Origin of the sequence: Bacillus jepli (assembly GCF_047238305.1) — a bacterium.
Lineage (GTDB): Bacteria > Bacillota > Bacilli > Bacillales > Bacillaceae_L > Ferdinandcohnia.
This window is the reverse complement of record NZ_JBDFMO010000001.1, coordinates 3,317,641-3,339,697: the sequence shown is the minus strand read 5'-3', so window position 1 is coordinate 3,339,697 and position 22,057 is coordinate 3,317,641. Positions and strand designations below refer to the sequence as shown.

Here is a 22,057-nt window from a genome sequence, read left to right as displayed (position 1 = left end):
AAAAAACCCGGTTAATTGCCGAGTTTACTGTTCATATACGGGTAAAACAATTTTAAATTCAGTCATATTTGAATTGGAGGTACATCCAATCGTGCCACCATGTTTTTCAATAATTTTTTTACATACGAAAAGGCCTATCCCTGTTCCAAATTCCTTTGTTGTATAAAATGGTTCAAAAATGGTAGCCAAAGATTCCTTTGGAATAGCAGGTCCATTATTTATAATCGAGAGAACAATCTGGTTATTGATATGATGTCCATTAATCCAGATGTTGCGGTCGTAATCCCTTTGTTTTAACGCATCAATGGAGTTCATTAAAATATTTAGCAAGACCTGTCTGATTTCATCCTTATTAACTGTAATATGGATGCATGATTCAATATCAGTATGAACTTTTACCTCACTATCTAAAATACTTGCATAAATAAACTCTGTAATTTCGGTAAATAAATCGAGTAATGATACTTCATTATCATTGCTTTCAATTAATTCTTTTTTGGAAACGTGCAAAAACTGCGAAATTTTATAGTTTAATTGATTTAATTCATGACTTATAATATCTAAATATTTGATGTCTGGATTTTCATTCCCTATTAATTTTACAAAGCCAATTACTGCTGTAAGTGGATTCCGGAACTCATGTACAAAGGTCGATGCCATTTGACCTAAAATCGTAAGGCGCTCCTGATGGCTCTGGTCTATGTATTGTATCTTTTCCTGAAGCATCTTTTCTTTCATTTCTGTATATTTGGAAACAGCATGATAGGAAAATAAGTCAAATATCCGATTGACCTCTTCAAAAATAGGGTCCAATTGATCATGATCAATGTTTGATCTATATATGTATTTTAAGATTTCAGTTCTTCCAAGGTTTACATTATAGACAAATTCCCCAATATTAATATTCGCCTCTACCCGCTCTTCAGCTAATTTATAGGCAAATGACTTAAGCTTTTCTTCATCAATTGGATTAAGTAATGAGTTTTTGATCATTTCAAACATAGTTAATCCATTTAATATCAATTTGTCCTTATGAAAATCATTCTCAGACATCACTGTCTTATCTTTCCATGATTTTAAAAAGATTGATAAATTGCTTTCGAGGAAATATACGAGTTCACCAATTACTGGATTCAATTATGTCAAGTCCTTTCAATCTATCTTTTAAAGGTACAAAACCAAAGTTATTTATTATATTCTACAAATTTCACAAATATCCTTTTTGAATTTTTAAAAAATTAAAATAGTAGACAAGTTTTATAGTGGTCCAAGCATACATTATAAAGAGATAAACTTTTAGGAGGGTTGATTGATGAATTTTATCGTGATTAAAAGGAGTTGGATTGTTACAGCTTTTGTTGCTGCTGTGGTCATAATTGGAGGATGGATATGGCTGAAGCCTGAAATCATTCCTACGATCGCTCCACAGGCTGCAAAAAACGATGTTGTGATACATATCACAACTGGAGAACTGAAATCTAAAATGGATGATGGCAAAGAAATTGAGTCCTATTTCTGGAATCCAGGAACGGTCTATGTTCCACAGGGTAAGGATGTAACCTTCAATATTTACGGGGTAAATGGCAATGAGCACTCTTTCTATATCGAAGGTACAGACCTTAAAGGAACTGTAAAAAAAGGCGAAGAAATCGCGCTCAAAGCGAACTTTAAAGATGAAGGCATGTACCGCATTATTTGTTTAAATCACTCTGACAAAAATAGTAACGGTCCAATGATCGGTTATATTGTGGTGGATTAATAGAAATTCGCCCACTGATCTTCAACAAGGACAAGCAAAGTGCGAACAGAAGGTTCCTTTTACCTTCCGAAGCGATCGGGAAGTGCAGTAAAGAAAAACAGGAGAGTTGCCTCTCCTGTTTTTAAATTTTACGAACAGTTATTGCATTTGTTGTCTTTGTCAAAATGCAATCCTCGATATCGGCTTGTCCAAGCAGACCTAGCGTAATCGCCGCTTCAATCTTCTGTTGATCAGGCTGTTTAATTACCTGGATACAATCGTTCAGTTTTAAATCTTCTAATCTTTTAACCATTTTTTCATCATGATAGCTTTCAGACAAACGTATTTGCCGTTGTATCTTGTAATCTCCTACAACTGACTCTCCTTTTTCATGCTTTCCTACGGTTTCATCAAAATAAACATTTAGGACCTTTTTCATCTCTTTTAATTCTTTTTCAATTTTCTTCGCTTTTTCACTTAATGTAAAATATCTTGTAATGAGTTCTTCTGGAATTTGTGTAAAAGGCTTTGATTCTTGCATACTCTTCACCCCATTTACCTTGATACTTCATCATATGATAAGGGAAGGTATATCATTCTATTAAAGAAAAAATCCAGCTAAATTAGCTGGATTCATAGTTTTAAAATAATTTTTCGCTTAAAAATGGGAGCAAAGTCTTGCGAACGGCTTTGCTCCCTTTCATTTTAGATACTCTTATATAACAGCTTTTTCAATAAAGGAAACAGCACATCTGGTAATTGGTCGATGTTAGGGACTAAAATGCTGTACTTTCCGTAAATGTTTTGAATCGTTGTTATCTGACCTTCATCAATCTCTCCATTTGATAAGAAAACATTAATAACCTCGATACCGTGTTTCCGTGCTTTTAGCACAGCTTCATGTGTATCGATAATTCCATTTTGCTCATAATCAAATGCTGCAGGCTCACCGTCAGAAAAAACAAGTAAGAATTTCTGTTTTTCACTACGCTGTAAAAGCTTCTTTGTTTGTAATCGAATGGAAAATCCGTCACGATTGTCTTCCTCTGGTTCTAGTTGCATGATTTCCGCACCATAGCTGCGCTTCAAACTAGAATCAAAATCAATCACTGTTTGCATGTAATTCGGTTGTTTCGTACTATCTGCATCATTGGTATCCTCCCAGAAACCTGTTACATCATGAGGAACCTGAACTGATTTTAAAGCTTCATGAAACAGTGTAATCCCAAGCTTCGTTTGATCCATTTTATCGTACATCGAAGCAGAGCAATCGACTAATAACGAGAATGCTGCATCTATTTGATGGGATGGCTGTTCTTTTTTATAAAATAGTCTTGGATTGTCGTCCGTAAAAATACGAATAAGCTTTTTATTTAATCGGCCAAAATGTAAATCCCCTCTTGGAAGATTTTTTTTATGTTCCAATGTTTTTAAAATCATTTGTTTAAGCTTTTTCTGGTACGGAGCAATGATCGATTTATTTTTTTCGTACTGAATAATCTCATCATCTACTGGTTTTCGTGCTTTTTTGAAGACTGGATAGGCAAATCGATTTTCTTTCCCAAATTCAGATTCTGAGGAACCCTCCTTCTCGGAATGGACCAATTCCATTGCTTCAAGTTTGGAGTAATCAATATTTTTGCTTCGACGAGACGAGCCTTGGGCAATCCCTAACGCTTGGTCACCCTCTTCACCTTCTCTTGCCCCTTCACCCATCAGATTCGTTCTAGACCCTTGTTCCAGATCAAATTGTAAAAAGCTTTTTGTTGGTGTGCTTGTTTCGCGATGCCAAGTTTCGAACTTCTCCTCATGGATATCCTCATCACCTTTTTTAACATCATCGAGCACATCATTGTTTTTTAGCTTATCCTTGCGTTTTAAATCATCAATTGTAAGTCCGTCCTCAAGAATGTCATAATCAAGTTCTGGTAAATGAAAATAAGTGTTTAACATATCTTCATCAAGAACATCCTCTAACACATCGATCATTTCTTTACAACTTTTTATGATATCTTTTGTGGATTTGGCATCAAAGACTTTCGCAACTTGGCTTCGTAGAAATGGCATGACAAGGTCAATTTTATCTTGAATGGACGGAATCTCCTCAAGTGGAGATTCAGCTGTTAATAGTAAAAATAGCGCATTAAACAGCGCATCCGTCGGAACACCCTTGACCATATTCACATGAAGCTGATCCTCATAATACTTTCAATAAATTCTTCGTCTTTCAGTAAAAGACTTCCTTGTTCCGGGCCGTTCTTTAATACAAAGCTCTTCTAATCGAAAATCTTCAAAAAGCATGAACAGCTGTTTTGCGAAGCTTGGAAGTTCACTTTTTTTACAATATTTAAGATACTGATTCGTTTCCTTAAAATCCGTGTAGTTCATGCTTCCAATACTTCGGATAAACACATCACTTAATAAACCATTACGTTTGTCGTTAGTTGGGCGGTTGTCCCAAAAATGACTAATGATGATTTTTTGTTGAATTGGATCGAGGTATGATTTATAACCTAACTCGACTTCAAGTTCAGGATTTTTCGAGATTGTTTTGGCAAGGTCGGATAATTCCATGAACAAAAAGGAGTCCACCTTTTTATCATTAAATTGAATAAATCTCATTGGTAAAACCTCACTCAAACAGAGTTTCTGCTATATTTTTAACCGCTGCTTTCTCTCGATCATCTTCTAGTTTTTCAATAATACCACGTTCGATGGCACGCAATGGTGGCATATACATCGCTAAATCACAAGTGTCAATCAATGCACGAATGGATGCAGCCTCTTCAGACAGCATTCCTCCACGAACCTGGGTGATTAAATCAGAAGATAAGGAAACAAATCGATTGATTAATTGTTCATCCTGTAAGGCAGTTTGTGTTTGAAGTACTTCCTTTAGCGTTTCTCCTTGAATATAAGGAACATCAATGACCACAAAGCGGTTTTTCAACGCTTCATTCAATGGAACCGTTCCAACATAGCCCTCATTAATTGCAGCAATGACACCAAAGCCATTTTCGGCGCGAACGACTTCAGCCGTAAACGGATTGGTAATCATTTTTCGATAATCAAGCACCCCGTTTAAAATCGGCAAGGTTTCTGGCTTTGCCATATTGATTTCATCGATGTAAAGAAGATATCCTTTTTTCATCGCATTGATAACAGGCCCTGCAACAAATTCAATTTTCATTTTTCCATCGTGCTCTTGAATCGTTTTATAGCCAAGTAACGCTTCTGCATCTAGGTCAACAGAGCAGTTGATGCTATACATTGGTTGCTGAAACAAATGAGAAATTGTTTCGGCCAGTTTTGTTTTTCCGGAACCAGTAGGTCCTTTTAAAAGCACATTTTTGCCAATGCTTAAGGCAATGATGGCGTCACGTATAATATTGATATCTGATGGAGTATACCCCCCTTTACCAATTAAAAGCTCAGCCCCGGAAGCAAGGTTCTTTCTATTTGAAATTTCAGTCTGTATATTTGTCGGTAATGTCAAATCCTCTAGTTGAATTGTCATGAAGTATCAAATCCTCTCATACATATCTTTATACCCTGATGTATTTTATCGAAGTTTAGACGTAAGGGCAATGAATTCACCTTGAAATTCAAGTATTTGTGACATTTTTGCTTAAGGTATGGTATTATAATGATAAATACTCGTAAAATACAAATAGACCGCAGATGTTGGGAGCATCTACGGTCTAGCAATAGAATGGTCCCACTAAGAGGATCAGCCTAAAATGAAATAGACCTCACCCGATTTTTAGCGGAAAAAGGGAGGTCTATTTTTTATTGTTGTCAAAAGATAAAATCGCAACAACAAGAGACGCAAACGAAAGCATAATCACAAGGCTCTCATAAATCGTCATATAGGCATCACCCCCTTTCACTTGGGAGCTTAGCCGACCACCCTTATGGACAACCTATTGCCATTTTATTATAGCACATTTTACCATACGAACACACGTTTCATTTAAAATTGGTTCTTTATACTCACTAGTGCACCTTCAAGGTTTGCTTTGATTGCATCTTCTTTCTTATTCAAATGCTCTCCAATGTAAGAAAGAAGTTCATTATCAAAGGCTAGGCCACTTGCAAATTGACGCTTTATAAAACGCTCAGCTTCTTCAAATGATGAAAATTTTACGTCAAGTGTTTTCTTCTCATGATGAACAACCCACTGGTCCTCTTTTTTGAAGATAAAAGATTTTTCTCCTTTTCGATTTACAAGAAGAGTCCCATTCTCGTTCCCTTTGACATTAAGTTCGTTTTCCGGGGCATCATGGCGAATTGCATACAATGGAAATGTATTTTTTACAAAAAGCTCAAATGCCGTGTCACCAAGTGAACAACCAGATGCCTTTGGATGTCCCCCTCCACCATATCGCTTGGCAAATTCTGATACATCGACATCATCGTGGATTGTACGAAGTCCAATCTTTTTCGTTCCAACATTTAAAATAGCAATCAAATCTAAATGTGGATTTAGTTTGCCTAATGCATTACCAAGTTCAGAAATATATTGCTCAGCATGAACCACTCCTACACAATACTCCTCAATAAACGTCTGAACGATTTGTCTATTTTTCGAATGGATATAGCGCTCAATTTTCTTATCTTCAGTATCTAATAGGAACTCTTCACCCTCTGTTAACTGAAAGGAATCTTGATTGTTTTGAAGTCTTTCAAGCATTTTTCCCTCGAATTCTTCAATTCCAATGATAAAAAATAAATCATTAAGTCGCTTTGCTTCAACCCGATTTTCAGATTCCCATTCCCATGTGTCATAGAGTCTTACAAGCTCAATAAATTCTTCTAATCCTTTATGTTTGTTAATGAGATTTTTTTCAAGAAGAAATTCATAGTACAGGGAAGTAGCACAGGTTTTCTTTCCAGACTCATATTCAGCCTGAACAAAACCCCAGTCATACTTATTAAAATGCATTGCCGTTTTGTGATGATCCACCATCTGTATGTAGTGCCCTGCTTTATGACGTTTTTCCAATGCCTTTTCATTTTTTTCATTGACAGCAAGATCAGTTATGTATACTTTTGCCTGATTGTGTTCAGGATTTTCAATATATTTTTCCACACGTTCGTTTAAGTTTCGGTATGAGCAATAGGAGACATCAACCTCATCACCAAATGCAAGCTTGGCAACAAGTCCACATCCTACTCCATCTAAATCACTATCTGAAAATAACTTTATCAAGTTGGATTCCCCCTTCACTCTTAGTTTCGATTACAAAGGTTATTTTCATACCTATTTACTACTTTACACTAAAAAAGAGAAAAGAACGAGTCTTGTATGTTGGTAAGAATAAATTTTCTCTTCAATCATGTCATTTTTGTGATATAATCCATTAATCAATATGGAAGGTAGAAGAACATGTAATGAACCAAACATTTAGTCTAACAGAAAAAAATAAATTATTTTTGCATATCCTCTTTCCAATTCTTATTACACAGGTAGGTCTAAATCTTATCAATTTTGTGGATACGATGATGTCAGGACGCGCTGGGGCAAATGACCTTGCCGGTGTAGCAATTGGATCAAGTCTTTGGGTGCCAGTATATACTGGATTGTCTGGAATTTTAGTAGCCATCACCCCTATAATAGCGCAATATGTCGGTGCCAAACAAAGGGATAAAGTGCCCTATTCAGTGATGCAGGGTGTTTATATCTCAATCGTTATTGCACTAGTTGTTGCCGTTGTTGGCTCTTTTGTGTTAGATCCGATTTTAGACATCATGAAGCTTGAATCCGAGGTTCGTGAAATCGCAAAAGAATATATAATCGGGCTTTCATTCGGGATCGTTCCACTTTTTGTGTATTCTGTGTTGAGATCCTTTATTGATGCACTAGGTCACACGCGTGTAACGATGATTATCACTCTTTCTTCATTACCAATTAACGTGCTGTTTAATTATTTGTTGATTTTTGGAAAATTTGGTTTTCCTGAGTTAGGCGGTGCTGGTGCTGGATATGCAACTGCGATCACGTACTGGATGATTGTCATCATAGCCGTTTGGATTATTTTAACTCGACCGCCATTTGTCGAATATCGTGTATTTCGCAAACTTTATGCTGTTTCACTTCCAAGCTGGGCTGAAATATTGAAGCTTGGTTTGCCAATTGGGTTTGCGATCTTTTTCGAAACGAGTATTTTCTCAGCTGTAACGTTGCTTATGAGCGAATTTAATACGATCACGATTGGGGCACACCAGGTTGCTATCAATTTTTCGAGTTTGCTTTACATGATTCCGTTAAGTATTTCAATGGCTTTAACCATTGTTGTTGGTTTTGAGGTCGGTGCAAACAGATTTAAGGATGCAAAACAATATAGCATTTTAGGCATTTGTATTGCTGTATTGATGGCAATCGTCTGTGCAATGATTATTTTTGTTTTTCAAGTGCCGATTGCAAAACTGTACTCAACAAATGAAGCTGTTATTACGTTAACAACCCAATTTTTAATTTATGCAATCTTCTTCCAGCTTTCTGATGCGATTGCGGCTCCGATACAAGGAGCACTTCGTGGGTACAAAGATGTGAACACAACCTTTGTGATGACACTCATCTCCTATTGGGTAATTGGATTGCCTGTTGGGTATGTATTGGCTAAGTATACTAGCCTTGGTGCGTTCGGATATTGGATCGGCTTGATTGTCGGACTTGCCGCTGGTGCAATTACTTTATCTGGACGTTTACTGATTGTTCAAAAGAAAGTAGCTCGAATCGATTTAAGTGAGGAATAAAGCGAAAACCAGCCTTTTGGGAAGGCTGGTTTTTTGATTTAGCTATTCGTCTATAGTCATGGGCAACTATTCCATCAACTCGTTCAAAAATTCGATCTCATCTTTATGAGAAAAATGACTTTCATGAGGTGTTTCGAGTACGAAGGGAATATCGCCAAATACTGAGCTCGACAAATATTCCTTGATTTGCTTTACCTTTATTTCCCCATACGGAATATTAGCATGACGGTCCTTCATCGACCTCGTTGGGTATACGGAATTATTTAAATGTACAGCTTTAAGATGTTCAAAATAACCTAGCTCAGTCCCTTTAGTCTCGACTTCACGCCAATTATCTCCATCCCAAACACCGCTTGCGTAAAGATGACACGTATCTAAGCAAAAACCGATTCTTTCCGGAAAATCAGTCAGTTGTCTAACTTGTACAAGCTCCTCAATCATTGTCCCAGTTGGTCCACTTTTTCCAGCATTATTTTCTAATAAGATAAGAGTTTCCCCATCCCATCTCGATAACACTTCATTAAGAGTTTCGATCATCCGTTGATATCCTTCAAGTGGATTCGCTGCATTTTTTAATACTCCAAAATGAACAACAACGCCAATCGAACCGCATTCATTGGCAATCTCTAAATCATTTAATAAAGAATCGATAACAATCCCTATTTGATCCTTATCAGCTACTAAATTTGTAGGATATGGTGTGTGAGCAATTGTACGTAAATCATGGGCTTTACAATAACTAGCGCATTCGTTTGCATCATGACGATCAAATTCTTTTACAGTCAGACTTCGAGGGTTTTTCGGAAAGTATTGAAACGCCTTCGCACCAATTTTCGTGGCATGTCGAGCGGCACCTAAATACCCATCGCGGATACTAATATGACTCCCAAATCTCATGGTTTTGTCTCCTTTTACATATACCATTTAGTTTTTCAATCTAGTAAGGAAATATGCAAAGAATGGGCATACTAGCTGTCGAGGTGATTATTTTGGAAAACTTTCCATCAAAAGAAGAGACGGTCGTTGATAAATCAATCGAGGAATTAGAAGAAGAAATGGGATTATATATTGTTTCACCTGAAAAAATTAGTTCAATTTTGGGAGAAGAACAATAAAAAAGAGCGAAATTCCATTCGCTCTTTTGGTTGGTCGTCACTTTAAAATGAATGAAAATATGATAATAGACTTGCTGTTCTCCAAATAATTACCAATGAACATAAACTAATAACCGTTGCACTAATGATTTTGGCTACTCTTTTGTGAGTTCCTTTAAAAATCGAATGTGCGAAGGAAAATGCAAAGATCAAAAATAAGATCACTGATATTTCCATATACATGTTCATCTCCATAAAAATACCCCTTTCAATACTCGATATACTGAGATATTTTGACGAGCCACGCTTGTATATGCACAGATTATAAAGGAAACCCAGTTATTGTACAACTGCTTTTTGAACTATTTGTAAATTTTTTCTTTTTTTATTTACAAATTCTTAACATTTCCCATTTCTTCGAGATACACATGCTGAATGTGAAGTTTATCTTCAATTGGTAAGCTAGAATCAAAAATTCGTTTACTTGCCATGAAAAATTTTTCATACGGCGTTTTTCGTAGCCTTGGATGAGTCAATTCATCGTACAAGTCCCTCTGAATGGTGGCCCGAAGGATAACCTCGCTACTAAGATCTTTTTGCCACAACCTTCTATTCATCCAAAGTGATTGATATGCCTTTAAAAGTCGATCATAATCAACGGGAACATTCTCCATGATTTAAAGAGCTCCTTTAATGTCTAATAGCACAAAGCTCCTAGTCCTACTCATCAAATTTATAGGTCCAATATACTTCAGTACGAAGCCAATCCAATACTTCATTTTCTTTGTTATCGATTTTCTGAAGTAAATTGCCCATAAGCCCCTCTGTTTGGGAACGATGCGCTTTTAATGTTGCAATTTTCTTGTCTAATACTTCACTTACATCGAATTCGACATCATGTTCACCAATCTTTTCAACACGATCGTGGGTGATCGCTTTGCAATATGCCTTTGGTCTGTTTTCTTTCGGAATTCGCTTCACGGCCCGAATGGTAGCTTCACCTGTCGCGTCATGGTCAGGATGAACACCGTGTCCAGGATAGAATGTAATAACAAGTGAAGGGTTTACTTCCTTGATAATTTCTTCAATGGAATCTGCGATTTTTTCAGGATCTAAGAATTCCAATGTTTTATCACGATAGCCTAGCATGCGGAGATCTGTAATGCCACACGCCTTACAAGCTTCTTTAAGCTCTTTTTTACGTATCTCCGGTAATGTCTCTCTCGTTGCAAAAAACGGATTTCCAAGATTTCTACCCATCTCACCTAATGTTAAGCAAGCATATGTTACGGGAACCCCTTTTTGGGTGTTTAAGCTTATAAAACCTGATACTCCAAAAGCTTCATCATCTGGATGAGGTAGTACGATTAAAATATGTCGTTCCATTTTACTACTCCTTTATTCAAAATATGCCTTTTAAAAGTTACCCTAGAATGGGGTAGTACTGATTTGAAGAGCGACCGCTAGCTTTCCTTCTTCATCATGTCCAGCAAGTAATAATCGATCCTTCTCGTCTAATTCCCAATCAGTGAGGCCTTCTGCATAAATCCAGCCTAGGTCCATCTTAAGACCTACACGGTACGGGTCATTTCCGACGATTTTTCCTTCTGTATACGTAACAAGGGCATTTCGAATAAATGCACCTGCTGATGTTTTTCGAGCACCTGAATGAACAGCATATGCACCGTTTGTGGTTTCAAGGTGAATATAAACGTTTTGATTGGCAAAACGGTTTATTAATTCCTGTACGTCTTCTTTCTTTATCGGTTTCAAATGTGAATCCTCCAAACTCTAAATAAATAAATTAATCCTATTTAAATATTACCTTTTATATCAATAAAATTCCAATAATGCGATTTTAAAAATGAAATAAGTTGCAATTCACAGTATATCTGGTATGATTTTCTTTTTATTGGTTATATTACCTATATGGAGAAGGTGGTGATTAAAATTGGCAAGAGAAAACCTTGAACTTGTTAATAATATGGAATTTGGCATAACATCAAAATTCATTCCGAACTTATGCGAAGCAAAAACGTTAAGAGTTGTTGAAATAAATCAATCATCTGTACGAATAGAGCTCGAATCGAAGCAAAAAGGTGTTTTTCCGATCTCTCATTTTCAATACTTAATCCGTCATGGGGCATTGGTATTATCAAAGAACGAAGACGAAGAAACAGCATAATAGAAAACAACCATCCAGACAGATGGTTGTTTTTCTACTTTAGATTATTCACCTAAATTTTCTTCTTTTAATACAGATTCAATTCCTTCTAAGGCAGCATCTGCATCATTTCCTTCAGCTTGTACCACAATATGAGAGCCTTTTGGTACACCTAAAGACATTACACCCATAATGGATTTAAGATTAACTGATTTTCCGTTAAAGGTAAGTGTAATTTCTGATTGAAATTGACTTGCTTTATGTACGAGTTTTGTAGCCGGTCTAGCGTGCAAGCCAGCATCACTTGTAATAGTAAACGTTTTTTCTGCCATATTTTTTAACCCTCTTTCTAATATATATTCTCCTATAGAATAGCCATTAATCGCCTTGATAATCAAGTATATTTTTTAGATTTGGCAATTTGCACAAAAAAAAGTTTTACGAGATGACACATCTTTCTTAACAATTACCGAACCACAACGAACACATGGCTCCCCTTCGCGATTATGGACTTTAAATTTTTTTTCGAAACCGCCGGTTAGTTGATCTCCGTTAAAAAGAGGCAAATCAATGTATCCACCGTAGCGAATTCCCTCCTGTAGAACAGATTGTATCGATGAATGAAGCTTAAGAAGCTGGGAATTTTCAAGTGTATCTAGATTTCTGGTCGGCAATAGTTCAGCAGCAAAACAAATTTCATCAGAATATCGATTTCCAATTCCAGCGATAAATTGTTGATCAACCAGTGTTGATTTTAGTTTTCCCTTTTTATTTGCGGTTAATTGTTGAAAATCCTGGACTGTAAAACTTGGCGCAAGTGGCTCCTGACCTAGGTCTGCAAATTCTTCTTCTACTTCCTTTGACGTTAAAAGATGTAAGTAGCCTAATCGTAAACCAATAAATGTAAGCCTGTGTGAAGCAAAACTCAGTATTACTTGCTTTGTTCTTGAAATGGTGTCGTCATCTGATTCAATGTACATTAAGCCACCCAACATTAGGTGGAGTAGCAGTGTTTTACCGCTAGCAAGATTAAAGACAAGATGTTTTCCCCTACGTTGAATTTGGGTGATCTTATTGCCGATTAGTTCGTTTTTGAAATCAGCAACCGAGCTGTTAATCGATTTTTCACGATTTACCTCGACGTCTTTAATTGTATGTCCTGCTATTTTTAGTTGGAGGAGGTTTTTATACGTTTCCATTTCCGGTAACTCTGGCATTAAGGCACCACCTTTTCAATTAGCTTAAGCTATTTCAAAGGTTTCATGTATGAATATTTTTCTACTGTATTCAAAATTATCGAGGTGATTTTTCTCAATCTTCTTCTATCTCAATTTCTGTGTAGGTTTCTTGTTGAGGATTCTCAGATTCAGAGGATGATTCTTCATGGCTTTGGTCATTGAATTCTTCTTCGCTTTTAGGATTTTGCATTTCCTCTTTTGCAGCTTTTATTTTTTCAAAATCTTTTTTTATTTGTTCGTTTATTTTTTGTGGTGCACTTCCGTAAGTTGCCCCAATATTTAGGGAACCACTCAAACTATTAATGCCGAGTTGTGCAAAATTATTATTCTGTTCGTATTTATCTACATATAGCTTGTCTATATAGACGGTTTGAAAGGGACTTTCTGTTGAGTCATCTACATCCTTTTGATTTTCGGAACATCCATTATTTTGTTGTTGATGTTCCTCTACTTGTTTCACAAGTATCTTTTGCTCTTCGTACACCATTTCAAAATTTTGTTCCAACAAAAGGAGTCTAGATTCTAGGGAATCAAGTAGCAAGCTGTCTCTTTGAGCTATTTCTGTTTTTTGACCTTCACTTTGTGTTGGTGTTTCATTGTCTCGTTTCACTAAAACGGCCATTTGGCTCTCTAACTGCTGAATTTTTGTTTGTAATTTTTTTTCTCGTTGTTGATAAACAGCCATCTTTTCTAAAATCACTTTTTCTATTAAAGGCATTAAATCAAGGACTGTGTCCCTTTTTTTGTCATTTGATGAAAGAGGTTTTTCCTTGAAGTTATATCTGGAAAGCCGCAGCTCCTTCTCAAAATCCAAAAGCTTTTTAAGTTGAACCTCCAGTGCATTCATTCGTAAGTTCAATCTATTCAGTTCGTTATTTTCTGAGTCTTTCGTACCTCTTTGATTAAATATCCCTTTAATTTGCATTTATTATTCCTCACTCTTATTTCATATTATTCAATCGGTACGTACTCTTCATTCTTAAATTGTCTTTTGTAGGTAATAACGAGCAATCCATTTTTAAAAGATGCCCGAATCTGATCAGGGAATGTAGCTTCAGGAAGTTGAATCGTTCGCTCAAAGGGACCGCTATATCTTTCTTGCTGCAACGGCTCTCCAGGATACACGATATTGCTGTTTCCCTTTAATAAAAGGGTTGTCCCAGATACAGATAAGCTAATTTGATCTTTTTGATACCCAGGCAATTCGGCAATGAGTAATACATCACTATCCGTCATGTAAATATCAGTGGATGGAAAATTTTTATTTCGTACAGGGGATTCAAAAGGAGAGGTCGCTCCCTCACTACCTTGAGTCTTCATAAAATCTTCAAAGGAGGATTGGTCAAATATGTCTTTCCAAAAATCAGGGGTTTGATATTTTTGGGCCAAATCCATCCATTGCATTATTTTATTCATATCCATGATGGATCCTCCTTGTTCTCTATTTAAAATCAAAATTTTATCCTCTCTAGTTAATCCTATTACTTCTTTTTCAATTCCATTCGTAAACTGACTAACATAATTTCTGTTTTGTTGCCATACTTATTACTAACTTAGGAGAAAGGGTCATGTCCGTATGCCGTTTTTGCCAATCAATATAAATATTAAAGATATTAAACTGAATAATGTGGATCATTTAGGGTCTGTTTCCTTTAGTTCAACATTAAAACAAAATCGAAATGTCTCAGGAAAGAAAAATCAGGGGTTTGGTCAACAACATGCAGATAGCAGTCTGAAAATCTTCAGTACGAGTGGCGTAATTGACAATGAGCCCAATGATTCTAATGCTCAAAAAATATATCAAAGGAAAATGTAAAGATTAACAAAAAGGAGGTTTCTATGGCTGGACCAGTTCCTTACATCAATATTAATATTCATATTATTAAAGTAAATTCATTTGAAAATGCTTCAGCAATCAATGTGGGGCAAAACCTTTTAGCTGAATGGCATAACTCGGATAAGAAAAATCAAGGTTTTGGTCAAAACATGGGGGATGAAAGTGATTTTTTAGGCACAAGAAGTCTTGTCGATGACCGAGATCATCTCGATTCAAATTCTTCTTTTGAAAGCGCCACTCTGCCAAAACTGTAAGGACGTGATAGGATGCTATTTTCTCCAGTGAATCTAAATATTGTAGGGATTAAGATAAATTCTGTCGATAATGGGGCTGTCGTAAATCTTGGTCCTAGCCAACATGTCGATCAATTTGTATCTTACAAACGAAACCAAGGATTGGGCGAAATTAACGGAGACTTACCCCAAACTTTAATGTCTGTTTCATCGGTATGGGATATGGATACACTTGACAGTTTGGCTAATAAATCAAGTGTTGTTTAATAGTTCTACTTGAACAACTACAATACTTAAAAAAGGAGTGGTTTTATGGTTTTATTCACACCAATGGTTCTAAATGTGCTTGGTTTTAAAATTAATACGATCGATAATGGGTCTGTTGCCAATATGGGATCCATTCAGCTCGTTGATCAATTTGTAACTTATAAGCGAAATCAAGCATTTGGGGAACAAAATGGAGACTTTTCACTGACGAATGTACCAGTGGCTGCTGTTTTCGACCCGGATGCCAGTGACAGCAATGCCGTTAAAAATAGTGTCGTTTGATTATAAAAAGAATCTAGTAAAAAAGCCACGAAGGTAGTTCCTCCGTGGCTTAGTATTTAGTGTAATTTTTCTATTTCATTTTGAAGCTGTTTTGTCCGTTTGGCATTTCCTTCGGCGAAATTGGCGAGTCTTTCTTTAAGTTCATTATCGTCCGAAATTCGCTCAGAGGTAATTAAATAGCGTCTCATCAATTCAGTTTCTGCATTGTAGGCAGTTTCCAAAATCTCCTTTAAAGCTACGTCAGTGAGCGCATCCTCACGGTCATGATCTCGATCATAATCATTCTCATGATTCATGATAAATCACCTCATTACAAGTATTTGCGTTTTTGAGAAGAATAAGGCTGTAAATATTAGTTAAAAGCGCCTGCTCAACATAGAAGCTTTATTCAAAAACGCCAATAATCGGTTGTCCATTTTTAACGTTTGTTAGTACCCCGGTATCATCTTTAGCGATTTGTCCAGATACGATCACATAGTCAACGCCTTTTGATAAAGAAGCTGGTTTTTCAGCTGTTGCTGTATCCATGATTTCATGATAATCAAAAACCGTAATATCAGCCGTGGCACCTTCATGAAGTCTTCCTCGTGTTGCCATCGCTGGAGCAATGTCCTCCAGCTGTCTTGCTGAATGAATCGTTATTTTTTTCATGCCTTCCATAAGTGGTACAACATCAAGGTCACGAATATATCGACCAATAAATCTTGAAAAAGTTCCCGCTCCTCTTGGATGGTTGAACTCATTATCCATTATCGCATCACTGCCAATCATACTATGATCCACCTGAAGGGCTTGAATGAGCTCTTTTTCTTCCATCGCATAGACAATTACTATTCCACCTTTTTTACGATAAATCGGAAATGTTTCAGCCGTAAGTCGTTCGGTTGTTCCAGCAACCTGAATATCAGAATAAGTAATACCAAAACGTGACTGCCAGTCTCCAGCCATACGTTCAAACGAAATATTTGTCGCCCAAGAATCGTATGGGTAAACATCGTATGTGACCTGATACCCTTCTGATCGAGCTTCTTCAATTAGCGCAAGGGCCTTTTCCATCGCACCTGTTCCACCTGTACTATGAAGATGCATGAAATGGACAGGGGCATCCAACTCCCTGGCATAGCCAAGAACTTCTTTTACAGAATCAATACTTGTATGTTCTCCTGTTAGACTTGAATGTCTACCGTGAAAATGAGTAACAAGCCCATATTCCTTTGCAACTTTCATGATCGCTTTGATTTCTTCCGGAGAAGTTCCAGGATAATACTCAGGACTAAACGCAACGGCAAGCGCCCCCTTTTTTATTTCCTCACGGGCACGTTTTACCATATAGTCAATTTGTTCCTGTGTCGGCGTACCGTGATTGCCTAGACCAGCTTCATAACGCAACCTGACCGCATACAACGCACCGCCATAATTTACAGATGTGGGATATTGGCTGTATTGATTAAAAAAACCATCAAAATCAACGGTACATCCATGCATCGATAAGTTCGTAGTAACCCCGTCACCAATTTTATATTTCGCACCCATCTGACTTGGATTGAACGATAGCATATCAATAAAACCAGGGCTCACGATTTTTTGATACGCATCGATTTCAGTCTCCCCTTGAATTGTTGCTTTTGTGACCGTCGCTATTTTGTCATCCTTAATACCAACATGGTAGCCAATTTTAAGAGTCTCTTTATCTGGATCAAGGACAATTCCATTTTTTATGACGATATCATATGCTTCAGATTGTTGCTCATCAGCAGAATCTGAATGCTTGTATTCGTAAACTTTAATCGCAAGCTTGTCCTTTTTTGACTTAAACCCAATAAGTTGTTCACCGTCGAATAAAAACTTATCGCCATTTACTTTTTTTAACTGTGCCGTTTGATTCGTTGTTAGATCATGAACATATGCCGAAACCTTTCCCTGATCCTTAATGGTATAAACAATTTGTTCAAGTTCAGGATTGGCATCGACCCAATCGAGTGTCGCTTTTTTCGATGGTAGCTCCACGGTAAGTAAATCCATATGAGAATTTAATTCTGGCGTATTAAAAATGATATCCGCATTTTGTTTTTCGGAATTCGTTTTTGCGTACAACATCCCTTCCATGTAGCCATTTTTGAATTTAATATTGCTGATTTTTGTTGTATCCTCAAACGGAATTTCAGAAACAGTTTCTTTTGTAGCAATGTTAATGATTTCCATAAAATTACTACCATCTTCCTTTTTCCCATACAAATACATCAGGTGGGAATCAGGATTTACTTCAACTCCTTGGTAGGTTTTGTCGGCCATGTTTGGCAGCTGATAATCCTCCCATGGTTTCACATTTTCAATGAAGGATTGATTGCGGTCTCCGATATAAAGTTTTTTTTCACCCTTTTCTTCAAGAATGGCGAGTACTTGATTCCCATAAAACGTAATCCCATCTATCTTGAACCCGTTTACAATCAATTGACTCTTTACCGCTTCATCGGTATCGGTATAAGACTCGGAAGGAGAAATAAGTTTTGAACCGAAAAAGACGACAAACAGGACGATTGCAAGCATAACGCCATATTTAACAATACGATTTCCCATTATTCATCACCTTAATAAAAGAGGAAAAAATCCCGAAACTCGAAATCTTTTCCCCTACGTTTATTCTTTCAATGCTGCCTCTAAAGCAACCTCGATCATATCATTAAATGTTGTTTGTCGTTCTTCGGCTGTTGTTTCTTCTCCAGTTAATATATGATCGCTAACCGTTAATACGGATAATGCATTTCGACCAAATTTCGCTGCTAAAGTGTATAGTGCAGTTGTTTCCATTTCAATAGCAAGAATGCCATATTGTGCCCATTTTTCTAATTCTGCATTTTCATTGTAAAACACGTCACTTGTGAAGACATTTCCTACTTTTAACTTTAGTCCTTTTTCAGAACCTACATCATACGCTTTTTTTAATAAATCAAATGAAGCTGTTGGCGCATAGTCCACGCTTCCAAAGTTGATGCGGTTCATCTGAGAATTTGTTGATGACGTCATCGCTAAAATAACATCACGTACTTTCACATCTTTCTGAATTGCACCGCAAGTACCAACGCGAATTAGGTTTTGAACACCGTATTCATTCATTAATTCATGTATGTATATGGAGATGGATGGAACACCCATTCCTGTCCCCTGGACAGATACTCGTTTTCCTTTGTAAGTACCGGTAAATCCAAGCATACCTCGCACTTCATTGTAACATGTAACATTTTCAAAAAAAGTTTCTGCAATATATTTTGCACGCAATGGATCCCCTGGAAGCAATACCGTTTCAGCGATATCCCCTTGCTTTGCACCAATATGTGTACTCATTCAAGTTCCTCCTATGTAAAATCTTGCACTTTTCCTATCTTACCACAAATACATTCTACTTAAAAATAGACATGAACGCAAAAATATGGGGAAAGCTATGGTTGTAACAATTCCTAAGGGGGGTTTTCCTACGTGGCTAAAGAAAAAATGAGCAAAAAATTACGACAAGCTGTAGAATATGCAAATGCTACTGACACAACAAAGGGTGTTGGTAATCCACCTAATACATCGAAAAAGGAAAAAGAAGGCTTTATGCAAACTAAGTAAGTGGAGGGATTATGATGGGTAAAAAAAATCGCAACAGAATTAATGCACCTAAGAAAAATAATCATACACCACCTGAAGCTATAGAAGCTGAGCAAATTGCACACGGAAAAGAATTTTCCGCTGCAGGTGGTCGTAAAAACGGACCAGGACATAATCAGTGAAATATATAAAGGCGTCCATATTTATGGGCGCCCTTTTCCATCATTAACTATTACGGCTAATAATTTGATTCATTTGTGATTTTATTGTTGGGAGATCATCTGCTGTTACTGTGAAATTAACAAAAGATTCATCCATGTCCATCGCTTCTGCAATAAGGCTGCCTAGGCCTCGCGCACGTCTATCCACCTGCATGACAACTTCTAGCTTTTGTTCTGATTGTGGAAAGAACACCAATTCCACTTCGTCTAATTTTCCACGGTAAGCGCCACTAGTTGGGACAAATTCAAATTCCTGAACAAAAGGAAGACGTTTTCTTAGTCGATATGGTGCAGCTTCACAATCTACCTTACGAAGACTAAATCCTAGATCATAGATGGCATTCAACACACCTGCTACTAATGGAGATGGTGAAACAGAAATATAATCCTTGTCTGATGGGTCAACGGCATTTTTAATATCTAACCCTGTATGAATCCACACTTTTGTTTTTCCTAATGTTAGAGGCGTATCCAGTGGAAGCACCAACGAAAACGGAATTTCACGTCTTTCATTACTGCCAATCTCGAACGGTTCAACAATCTTTATTTTTTCAATTGTTGCTTGCTTATTTATATTTCTGTCATTGAATTCTTTGATATATGTGGTCATGACAGACAAATATATCTCATCAATTTGTTGCTCCATATTTCCACCCACAATCTCAACGAAACCTGTTACTTTTTCTCCGGCTTTTAGTCGATCCGTTGAAAGTTTCGTATCAACCCTCGCATTACCAATTCCAATACTTGAAAAAATTTTATTTATTAATGACATCGTACTCCCCCTATAACCTTGATATAAGACTATACGAATTGACCTGAAAAAGGTTACTAATAATTTAATACTTTAGGCATAAAAAAACGACGGGGGTTCCCGCCGCTGATATGTACTTAGTCTTCCCTTTCTTCGTCAATTACACATTTATAAAGTAAATATTCAAAAGTGATATCCGCTAGCTCCTCTAGCTCTTCCTCGCCTGGGGCAAATCCCCTTTGGACAAGTTCGTTATAGAAAAACTCTGCAATTTCCTCGGTATCAATAACAACCTCAATTTCCTTCAGCATGATCGCCCCCTTTACTTTAAGGTGTATGTTTTAAAATCATCACCTATGTCAGTTTTGTATGTATTTTATTTTTTAGTCATGATTTCGAATGTTCATACATAGGATGAAATATAAAGATTGGACAAGCCTAATGGAGGGGTTCACATGACAAAGCATACCGTTCTTGTAAAATTCCCAGTAAAAGAAGAAGTCAAAAAGACAAATAAATTCCTTGAATTTATTGACGGAGATGGATTCGATAAAGTGTTAGGAAAAGTAACAAAAGGATTATTTTCAACTATTTTATTTTTAGGGATCCCTTATTTCTTTTATGTTCTAGTCCAAGCTTTTTTCATGAGTTAATCGTTACCTTTCCCAGACTCAAATTTTTGTAGATTTTTCATCGCCAAATCCATAACGTCCTTATATTTCTGATCCTGGAACATTTCGTGCAGGATCTTGTAGTCGTTGTAAACATCGAGTAAGCCATCGATGATTTCTTTTTTCTCTTTTTTGATCCGCATATGATCTTTTTCGGATTTACGATAGATATCCATATTTTCATACATCCCCACATTTTTGTTTTTCTTTTTCACAAAATACTTCAGCGAATATGTTTGAAGGAATGTTTCAGCTTGATCAAAGTCTGCAAGTAGTGTGAGTTCATCTTCTCCCGCTTCGAGCCACTCACCATCTGTCACTCTCGCTAATTCGTAAATCACATCCTCCCATGCACCCTCTTTGTATCTCCAAATTTCTGTGTGTATCCCGACAATTTTAAATACGTCATTTTCATATCCTTGAACAAAGACAAGGTCACCAAAATAATATTTATATTCAATCTCAATTTTTTCGAATTCCATCGACTTTGCTTTGTATTCAGAGAGCAAAGTTAGTGCCGATTCCGAATAGAATGCCTCGCCTTTATTTACTTTATAAAGAAAATTCCCATCGAGCTTACGGATATCTGTTACAGACCCAACTGTTCCATATAACGTAACAACGACAATATCCCCTATTTTATATTTTGGCTTTTTGCTTCTACCATCCATGTCCTCATCCCTTTAGCTATTATGTCGATTTGAAGGGTGTGAGATAGTATATGCAAGTCTTTTACAAAACGGCATTGGAATAGGGCTTGTGGGAAAAGAAAAATGAAGGACTGGCGAGCCTAAAATTTGTGGGTGTTATGCGTTCGATTTAGAGGTATATTTGTTCGTTTTTTTAGTGGCAGTAAAAGTTGGATAGCGGCAGTAAAATTGGTTAGTGACAGTAAATCTTCGATAGTGACAGTATTTTAAGAAATGATAAATTAAACTAAAAAAACCACCAAAACGGTGGTTTAGATTCAATCTTCGTTCTGATAGAGATCCCAAGCTTTATCAAAAATGGACATACTTTTTAAATATTGGCCGTTTAGCTCTAAATAGGAGCTCAGTTCATTGTAATCCTTCGAATAAATTGGAAAGCTATGATCCAAATAAACGTCATTTGCAAATTGACAAATCTCATCTTTCGCTTTCGCCGCACGAAATTTCACAATATAGTGATAAAATGACTTCCCCATGACAACCACATCCTACTCTCTCGAA

Annotated in this window: 31 protein-coding genes and 1 pseudogene; 11 read left to right on the top strand and 21 right to left on the bottom strand. The window is 36.7% G+C overall.

The features are described from left to right. Window positions 1-24 precede the first annotated feature (24 nt). On the bottom strand, window positions 25-1,137 hold the full coding sequence (locus tag ABC371_RS17115) for a histidine kinase N-terminal domain-containing protein (RefSeq protein ID WP_412897887.1): 1,113 nt from the start codon (window positions 1,135-1,137) through the stop codon (window positions 25-27). A 175-nt stretch (window positions 1,138-1,312) separates the two neighbouring features. On the opposite strand from ABC371_RS17115, the gene ABC371_RS17110 reads away from it, so the two are divergent. Next, entirely contained in the window at window positions 1,313-1,759 is a 447-nt protein-coding gene (locus ABC371_RS17110) for a cupredoxin domain-containing protein (RefSeq protein WP_412897886.1), read from the top strand. Between the two features lie 121 nt (window positions 1,760-1,880). On the opposite strand, the gene ABC371_RS17105 is transcribed toward ABC371_RS17110, so the two are convergent. The 5 genes and pseudogenes from ABC371_RS17105 to ABC371_RS17085 form a co-directional block, all read right to left on the bottom strand. Further along, window positions 1,881-2,279, bottom strand: coding sequence for a hypothetical protein (locus ABC371_RS17105; RefSeq protein WP_412897885.1), 399 nt, complete (start codon window positions 2,277-2,279; stop codon window positions 1,881-1,883). 164 nt (window positions 2,280-2,443) lie between these two features. Next, window positions 2,444-4,360, bottom strand: a pseudogene (locus ABC371_RS17100) (vWA domain-containing protein). 10 nt (window positions 4,361-4,370) lie between these two features. Next, window positions 4,371-5,255, bottom strand: coding sequence for an ATP-binding protein (locus ABC371_RS17095; protein WP_412897884.1), 885 nt, complete (start codon window positions 5,253-5,255; stop codon window positions 4,371-4,373). Between the two features lie 265 nt (window positions 5,256-5,520). Further along, on the bottom strand, window positions 5,521-5,607 hold the full coding sequence (locus ABC371_RS17090; RefSeq protein WP_223254366.1) for a putative holin-like toxin: 87 nt from the start codon (window positions 5,605-5,607) through the stop codon (window positions 5,521-5,523). Window positions 5,608-5,711: 104 nt separating this feature from the next. Next, window positions 5,712-6,950 (bottom strand): DHH family phosphoesterase, encoded by a 1,239-nt coding sequence (locus ABC371_RS17085; protein ID WP_412897883.1) that lies wholly within the window; start codon window positions 6,948-6,950, stop codon window positions 5,712-5,714. Window positions 6,951-7,132: 182 nt separating this feature from the next. Here ABC371_RS17085 and ABC371_RS17080 point away from each other — a divergent pair, with 182 nt between their 5' ends. Continuing rightward, the gene (locus ABC371_RS17080; RefSeq protein WP_412897882.1) at window positions 7,133-8,497 is read left to right on the top strand and encodes an MATE family efflux transporter; all 1,365 of its coding nucleotides are present in this window, start codon (window positions 7,133-7,135) and stop codon (window positions 8,495-8,497) included. 66 nt (window positions 8,498-8,563) lie between these two features. Here ABC371_RS17080 and ABC371_RS17075 read toward each other — a convergent pair whose 3' ends face one another. Beyond that, window positions 8,564-9,394 (bottom strand): deoxyribonuclease IV, encoded by an 831-nt coding sequence (locus ABC371_RS17075; RefSeq protein WP_412897881.1) that lies wholly within the window; start codon window positions 9,392-9,394, stop codon window positions 8,564-8,566. A gap of 62 nt (window positions 9,395-9,456) precedes the next feature. On the opposite strand from ABC371_RS17075, the gene ABC371_RS17070 reads away from it, so the two are divergent. Continuing rightward, a complete protein-coding gene (locus ABC371_RS17070) occupies window positions 9,457-9,612 on the top strand; it encodes a hypothetical protein (protein ID WP_412897880.1) in 156 nt (51 codons plus the stop codon). Window positions 9,613-9,980: 368 nt separating this feature from the next. Here ABC371_RS17070 and ABC371_RS17065 read toward each other — a convergent pair whose 3' ends face one another. From ABC371_RS17065 to ABC371_RS17055, 3 genes are read right to left on the bottom strand one after another with little or no spacing between them, the layout of a single operon-like run. Further along, window positions 9,981-10,265, bottom strand: coding sequence for a hypothetical protein (locus tag ABC371_RS17065; protein WP_412897879.1), 285 nt, complete (start codon window positions 10,263-10,265; stop codon window positions 9,981-9,983). Window positions 10,266-10,311: 46 nt separating this feature from the next. Beyond that, window positions 10,312-10,977 carry a bacillithiol biosynthesis deacetylase BshB2 gene (gene bshB2 / locus ABC371_RS17060; RefSeq protein ID WP_412897878.1) on the bottom strand — a complete coding sequence of 222 codons (666 nt, stop codon included), beginning with the start codon at window positions 10,975-10,977 and terminating at the stop codon, window positions 10,312-10,314. Window positions 10,978-11,019: 42 nt separating this feature from the next. Then, on the bottom strand, window positions 11,020-11,364 hold the full coding sequence (locus ABC371_RS17055; RefSeq protein WP_412897877.1) for a YojF family protein: 345 nt from the start codon (window positions 11,362-11,364) through the stop codon (window positions 11,020-11,022). 178 nt (window positions 11,365-11,542) lie between these two features. Between ABC371_RS17055 and ABC371_RS17050 the strand changes: the two genes are divergently transcribed. Next, on the top strand, window positions 11,543-11,776 hold the full coding sequence (locus tag ABC371_RS17050) for a hypothetical protein (RefSeq protein ID WP_412897876.1): 234 nt from the start codon (window positions 11,543-11,545) through the stop codon (window positions 11,774-11,776). Between the two features lie 44 nt (window positions 11,777-11,820). On the opposite strand, the gene ABC371_RS17045 is transcribed toward ABC371_RS17050, so the two are convergent. The 4 genes from ABC371_RS17045 to ABC371_RS17030 all read right to left on the bottom strand — a co-directional run bounded on the left by ABC371_RS17045 (window position 11,821) and on the right by ABC371_RS17030 (window position 14,415). Further along, window positions 11,821-12,087 (bottom strand): phosphocarrier protein HPr, encoded by a 267-nt coding sequence (locus ABC371_RS17045; RefSeq protein WP_412897875.1) that lies wholly within the window; start codon window positions 12,085-12,087, stop codon window positions 11,821-11,823. 75 nt (window positions 12,088-12,162) lie between these two features. After that, complete coding sequence (gene mutM / locus ABC371_RS17040; protein WP_412897874.1) at window positions 12,163-12,972, bottom strand: bifunctional DNA-formamidopyrimidine glycosylase/DNA-(apurinic or apyrimidinic site) lyase; 810 nt, start codon at window positions 12,970-12,972, stop codon at window positions 12,163-12,165. Between the two features lie 94 nt (window positions 12,973-13,066). After that, a complete protein-coding gene (locus ABC371_RS17035) occupies window positions 13,067-13,918 on the bottom strand; it encodes a hypothetical protein (protein WP_412897873.1) in 852 nt (283 codons plus the stop codon). 26 nt (window positions 13,919-13,944) lie between these two features. Further along, complete coding sequence (locus tag ABC371_RS17030) at window positions 13,945-14,415, bottom strand: Hsp20/alpha crystallin family protein (RefSeq protein WP_412897872.1); 471 nt, start codon at window positions 14,413-14,415, stop codon at window positions 13,945-13,947. A gap of 154 nt (window positions 14,416-14,569) precedes the next feature. On the opposite strand from ABC371_RS17030, the gene ABC371_RS17025 reads away from it, so the two are divergent. From ABC371_RS17025 to ABC371_RS17010, 4 genes are read left to right on the top strand one after another with little or no spacing between them, the layout of a single operon-like run. After that, on the top strand, window positions 14,570-14,809 hold the full coding sequence (locus ABC371_RS17025; RefSeq protein WP_412897871.1) for a hypothetical protein: 240 nt from the start codon (window positions 14,570-14,572) through the stop codon (window positions 14,807-14,809). Between the two features lie 23 nt (window positions 14,810-14,832). Beyond that, window positions 14,833-15,084, top strand: a complete 252-nt coding sequence (locus ABC371_RS17020) for a hypothetical protein (RefSeq protein WP_412897870.1) — start codon at window positions 14,833-14,835, stop codon at window positions 15,082-15,084. A gap of 12 nt (window positions 15,085-15,096) precedes the next feature. After that, entirely contained in the window at window positions 15,097-15,330 is a 234-nt protein-coding gene (locus ABC371_RS17015; RefSeq protein WP_412897869.1) for a hypothetical protein, read from the top strand. A 45-nt stretch (window positions 15,331-15,375) separates the two neighbouring features. Beyond that, window positions 15,376-15,612, top strand: coding sequence for a hypothetical protein (locus tag ABC371_RS17010; protein WP_412897868.1), 237 nt, complete (start codon window positions 15,376-15,378; stop codon window positions 15,610-15,612). Between the two features lie 56 nt (window positions 15,613-15,668). Here ABC371_RS17010 and ABC371_RS17005 read toward each other — a convergent pair whose 3' ends face one another. The 3 genes from ABC371_RS17005 to deoD form a co-directional block, all read right to left on the bottom strand. After that, window positions 15,669-15,908 (bottom strand): hypothetical protein, encoded by a 240-nt coding sequence (locus ABC371_RS17005; protein ID WP_412897867.1) that lies wholly within the window; start codon window positions 15,906-15,908, stop codon window positions 15,669-15,671. 88 nt (window positions 15,909-15,996) lie between these two features. After that, window positions 15,997-18,189: an amidohydrolase family protein gene (locus ABC371_RS17000; protein ID WP_412897866.1), complete on the bottom strand. Its 2,193-nt coding sequence runs from the start codon at window positions 18,187-18,189 to the stop codon at window positions 15,997-15,999. Between the two features lie 60 nt (window positions 18,190-18,249). Further along, a complete protein-coding gene (gene deoD / locus ABC371_RS16995; RefSeq protein ID WP_412897865.1) occupies window positions 18,250-18,954 on the bottom strand; it encodes a purine-nucleoside phosphorylase in 705 nt (234 codons plus the stop codon). A gap of 132 nt (window positions 18,955-19,086) precedes the next feature. On the opposite strand from deoD, the gene ABC371_RS16990 reads away from it, so the two are divergent. After that, window positions 19,087-19,221, top strand: a complete 135-nt coding sequence (locus tag ABC371_RS16990) for a hypothetical protein (RefSeq protein WP_412897864.1) — start codon at window positions 19,087-19,089, stop codon at window positions 19,219-19,221. Between the two features lie 14 nt (window positions 19,222-19,235). Beyond that, the gene (locus ABC371_RS16985; RefSeq protein ID WP_488192751.1) at window positions 19,236-19,382 is read left to right on the top strand and encodes a hypothetical protein; all 147 of its coding nucleotides are present in this window, start codon (window positions 19,236-19,238) and stop codon (window positions 19,380-19,382) included. Between the two features lie 43 nt (window positions 19,383-19,425). Here ABC371_RS16985 and ABC371_RS16980 read toward each other — a convergent pair whose 3' ends face one another. Next, window positions 19,426-20,196, bottom strand: a complete 771-nt coding sequence (locus ABC371_RS16980; RefSeq protein WP_412897863.1) for a sporulation protein — start codon at window positions 20,194-20,196, stop codon at window positions 19,426-19,428. A 116-nt stretch (window positions 20,197-20,312) separates the two neighbouring features. Then, a complete protein-coding gene (locus ABC371_RS16975) occupies window positions 20,313-20,483 on the bottom strand; it encodes a YozD family protein (RefSeq protein WP_116350842.1) in 171 nt (56 codons plus the stop codon). 147 nt (window positions 20,484-20,630) lie between these two features. Here ABC371_RS16975 and ABC371_RS16970 point away from each other — a divergent pair, with 147 nt between their 5' ends. Further along, complete coding sequence (locus tag ABC371_RS16970) at window positions 20,631-20,828, top strand: hypothetical protein (protein WP_412897862.1); 198 nt, start codon at window positions 20,631-20,633, stop codon at window positions 20,826-20,828. Here the strand turns inward: ABC371_RS16970 and ABC371_RS16965 are convergent. Both ABC371_RS16965 and ABC371_RS16960 read right to left on the bottom strand, forming a co-directional pair. Beyond that, a complete protein-coding gene (locus tag ABC371_RS16965) occupies window positions 20,825-21,517 on the bottom strand; it encodes a hypothetical protein (protein ID WP_412897861.1) in 693 nt (230 codons plus the stop codon). The two genes, ABC371_RS16970 and ABC371_RS16965, sit on opposite strands and share 4 nt — an antisense overlap. 296 nt (window positions 21,518-21,813) lie before the next feature. Beyond that, window positions 21,814-22,032, bottom strand: a complete 219-nt coding sequence (locus ABC371_RS16960) for a YozE family protein (RefSeq protein ID WP_412897860.1) — start codon at window positions 22,030-22,032, stop codon at window positions 21,814-21,816. Between the last annotated feature and the right edge of the window lie 25 nt (window positions 22,033-22,057).

Excerpts from the sequence above, each read along its gene's own strand:
- ABC371_RS17070 (WP_412897880.1), top strand. The coding sequence starts at position 9,457 with ATGGGCATACTAGCTGTCGAGGTGATTATTTTGGAAAACTTTCCATCA.
- bshB2 (WP_412897878.1), bottom strand. The coding sequence starts at position 10,977 with ATGGAACGACATATTTTAATCGTACTACCTCATCCAGATGATGAAGCT.
- mutM (WP_412897874.1), bottom strand. The coding sequence starts at position 12,972 with ATGCCAGAGTTACCGGAAATGGAAACGTATAAAAACCTCCTCCAACTA.
- ABC371_RS17105 (WP_412897885.1), bottom strand. The coding sequence starts at position 2,279 with ATGCAAGAATCAAAGCCTTTTACACAAATTCCAGAAGAACTCATTACA.
- ABC371_RS17110 (WP_412897886.1), top strand. The coding sequence starts at position 1,313 with ATGAATTTTATCGTGATTAAAAGGAGTTGGATTGTTACAGCTTTTGTT.
- ABC371_RS17005 (WP_412897867.1), bottom strand. The coding sequence starts at position 15,908 with ATGAATCATGAGAATGATTATGATCGAGATCATGACCGTGAGGATGCG.
- ABC371_RS17075 (WP_412897881.1), bottom strand. The coding sequence starts at position 9,394 with ATGAGATTTGGGAGTCATATTAGTATCCGCGATGGGTATTTAGGTGCC.
- ABC371_RS17015 (WP_412897869.1), top strand. The coding sequence starts at position 15,097 with ATGCTATTTTCTCCAGTGAATCTAAATATTGTAGGGATTAAGATAAAT.
- ABC371_RS17045 (WP_412897875.1), bottom strand. The coding sequence starts at position 12,087 with ATGGCAGAAAAAACGTTTACTATTACAAGTGATGCTGGCTTGCACGCT.
- ABC371_RS17065 (WP_412897879.1), bottom strand. The coding sequence starts at position 10,265 with ATGGAGAATGTTCCCGTTGATTATGATCGACTTTTAAAGGCATATCAA.
- ABC371_RS17010 (WP_412897868.1), top strand. The coding sequence starts at position 15,376 with ATGGTTTTATTCACACCAATGGTTCTAAATGTGCTTGGTTTTAAAATT.
- ABC371_RS17030 (WP_412897872.1), bottom strand. The coding sequence starts at position 14,415 with ATGGATATGAATAAAATAATGCAATGGATGGATTTGGCCCAAAAATAT.
- ABC371_RS17000 (WP_412897866.1), bottom strand. The coding sequence starts at position 18,189 with ATGGGAAATCGTATTGTTAAATATGGCGTTATGCTTGCAATCGTCCTG.
- ABC371_RS17035 (WP_412897873.1), bottom strand. The coding sequence starts at position 13,918 with ATGCAAATTAAAGGGATATTTAATCAAAGAGGTACGAAAGACTCAGAA.
- ABC371_RS17025 (WP_412897871.1), top strand. The coding sequence starts at position 14,570 with ATGCCGTTTTTGCCAATCAATATAAATATTAAAGATATTAAACTGAAT.
- ABC371_RS17090 (WP_223254366.1), bottom strand. The coding sequence starts at position 5,607 with ATGACGATTTATGAGAGCCTTGTGATTATGCTTTCGTTTGCGTCTCTT.
- ABC371_RS17080 (WP_412897882.1), top strand. The coding sequence starts at position 7,133 with ATGAACCAAACATTTAGTCTAACAGAAAAAAATAAATTATTTTTGCAT.
- ABC371_RS16965 (WP_412897861.1), bottom strand. The coding sequence starts at position 21,517 with ATGGATGGTAGAAGCAAAAAGCCAAAATATAAAATAGGGGATATTGTC.
- ABC371_RS17020 (WP_412897870.1), top strand. The coding sequence starts at position 14,833 with ATGGCTGGACCAGTTCCTTACATCAATATTAATATTCATATTATTAAA.
- ABC371_RS16980 (WP_412897863.1), bottom strand. The coding sequence starts at position 20,196 with ATGTCATTAATAAATAAAATTTTTTCAAGTATTGGAATTGGTAATGCG.
- ABC371_RS16985 (WP_488192751.1), top strand. The coding sequence starts at position 19,236 with ATGGGTAAAAAAAATCGCAACAGAATTAATGCACCTAAGAAAAATAAT.
- ABC371_RS16960 (WP_412897860.1), bottom strand. The coding sequence starts at position 22,032 with ATGGGGAAGTCATTTTATCACTATATTGTGAAATTTCGTGCGGCGAAA.
- ABC371_RS16970 (WP_412897862.1), top strand. The coding sequence starts at position 20,631 with ATGACAAAGCATACCGTTCTTGTAAAATTCCCAGTAAAAGAAGAAGTC.
- deoD (WP_412897865.1), bottom strand. The coding sequence starts at position 18,954 with ATGAGTACACATATTGGTGCAAAGCAAGGGGATATCGCTGAAACGGTA.
- ABC371_RS17095 (WP_412897884.1), bottom strand. The coding sequence starts at position 5,255 with ATGACAATTCAACTAGAGGATTTGACATTACCGACAAATATACAGACT.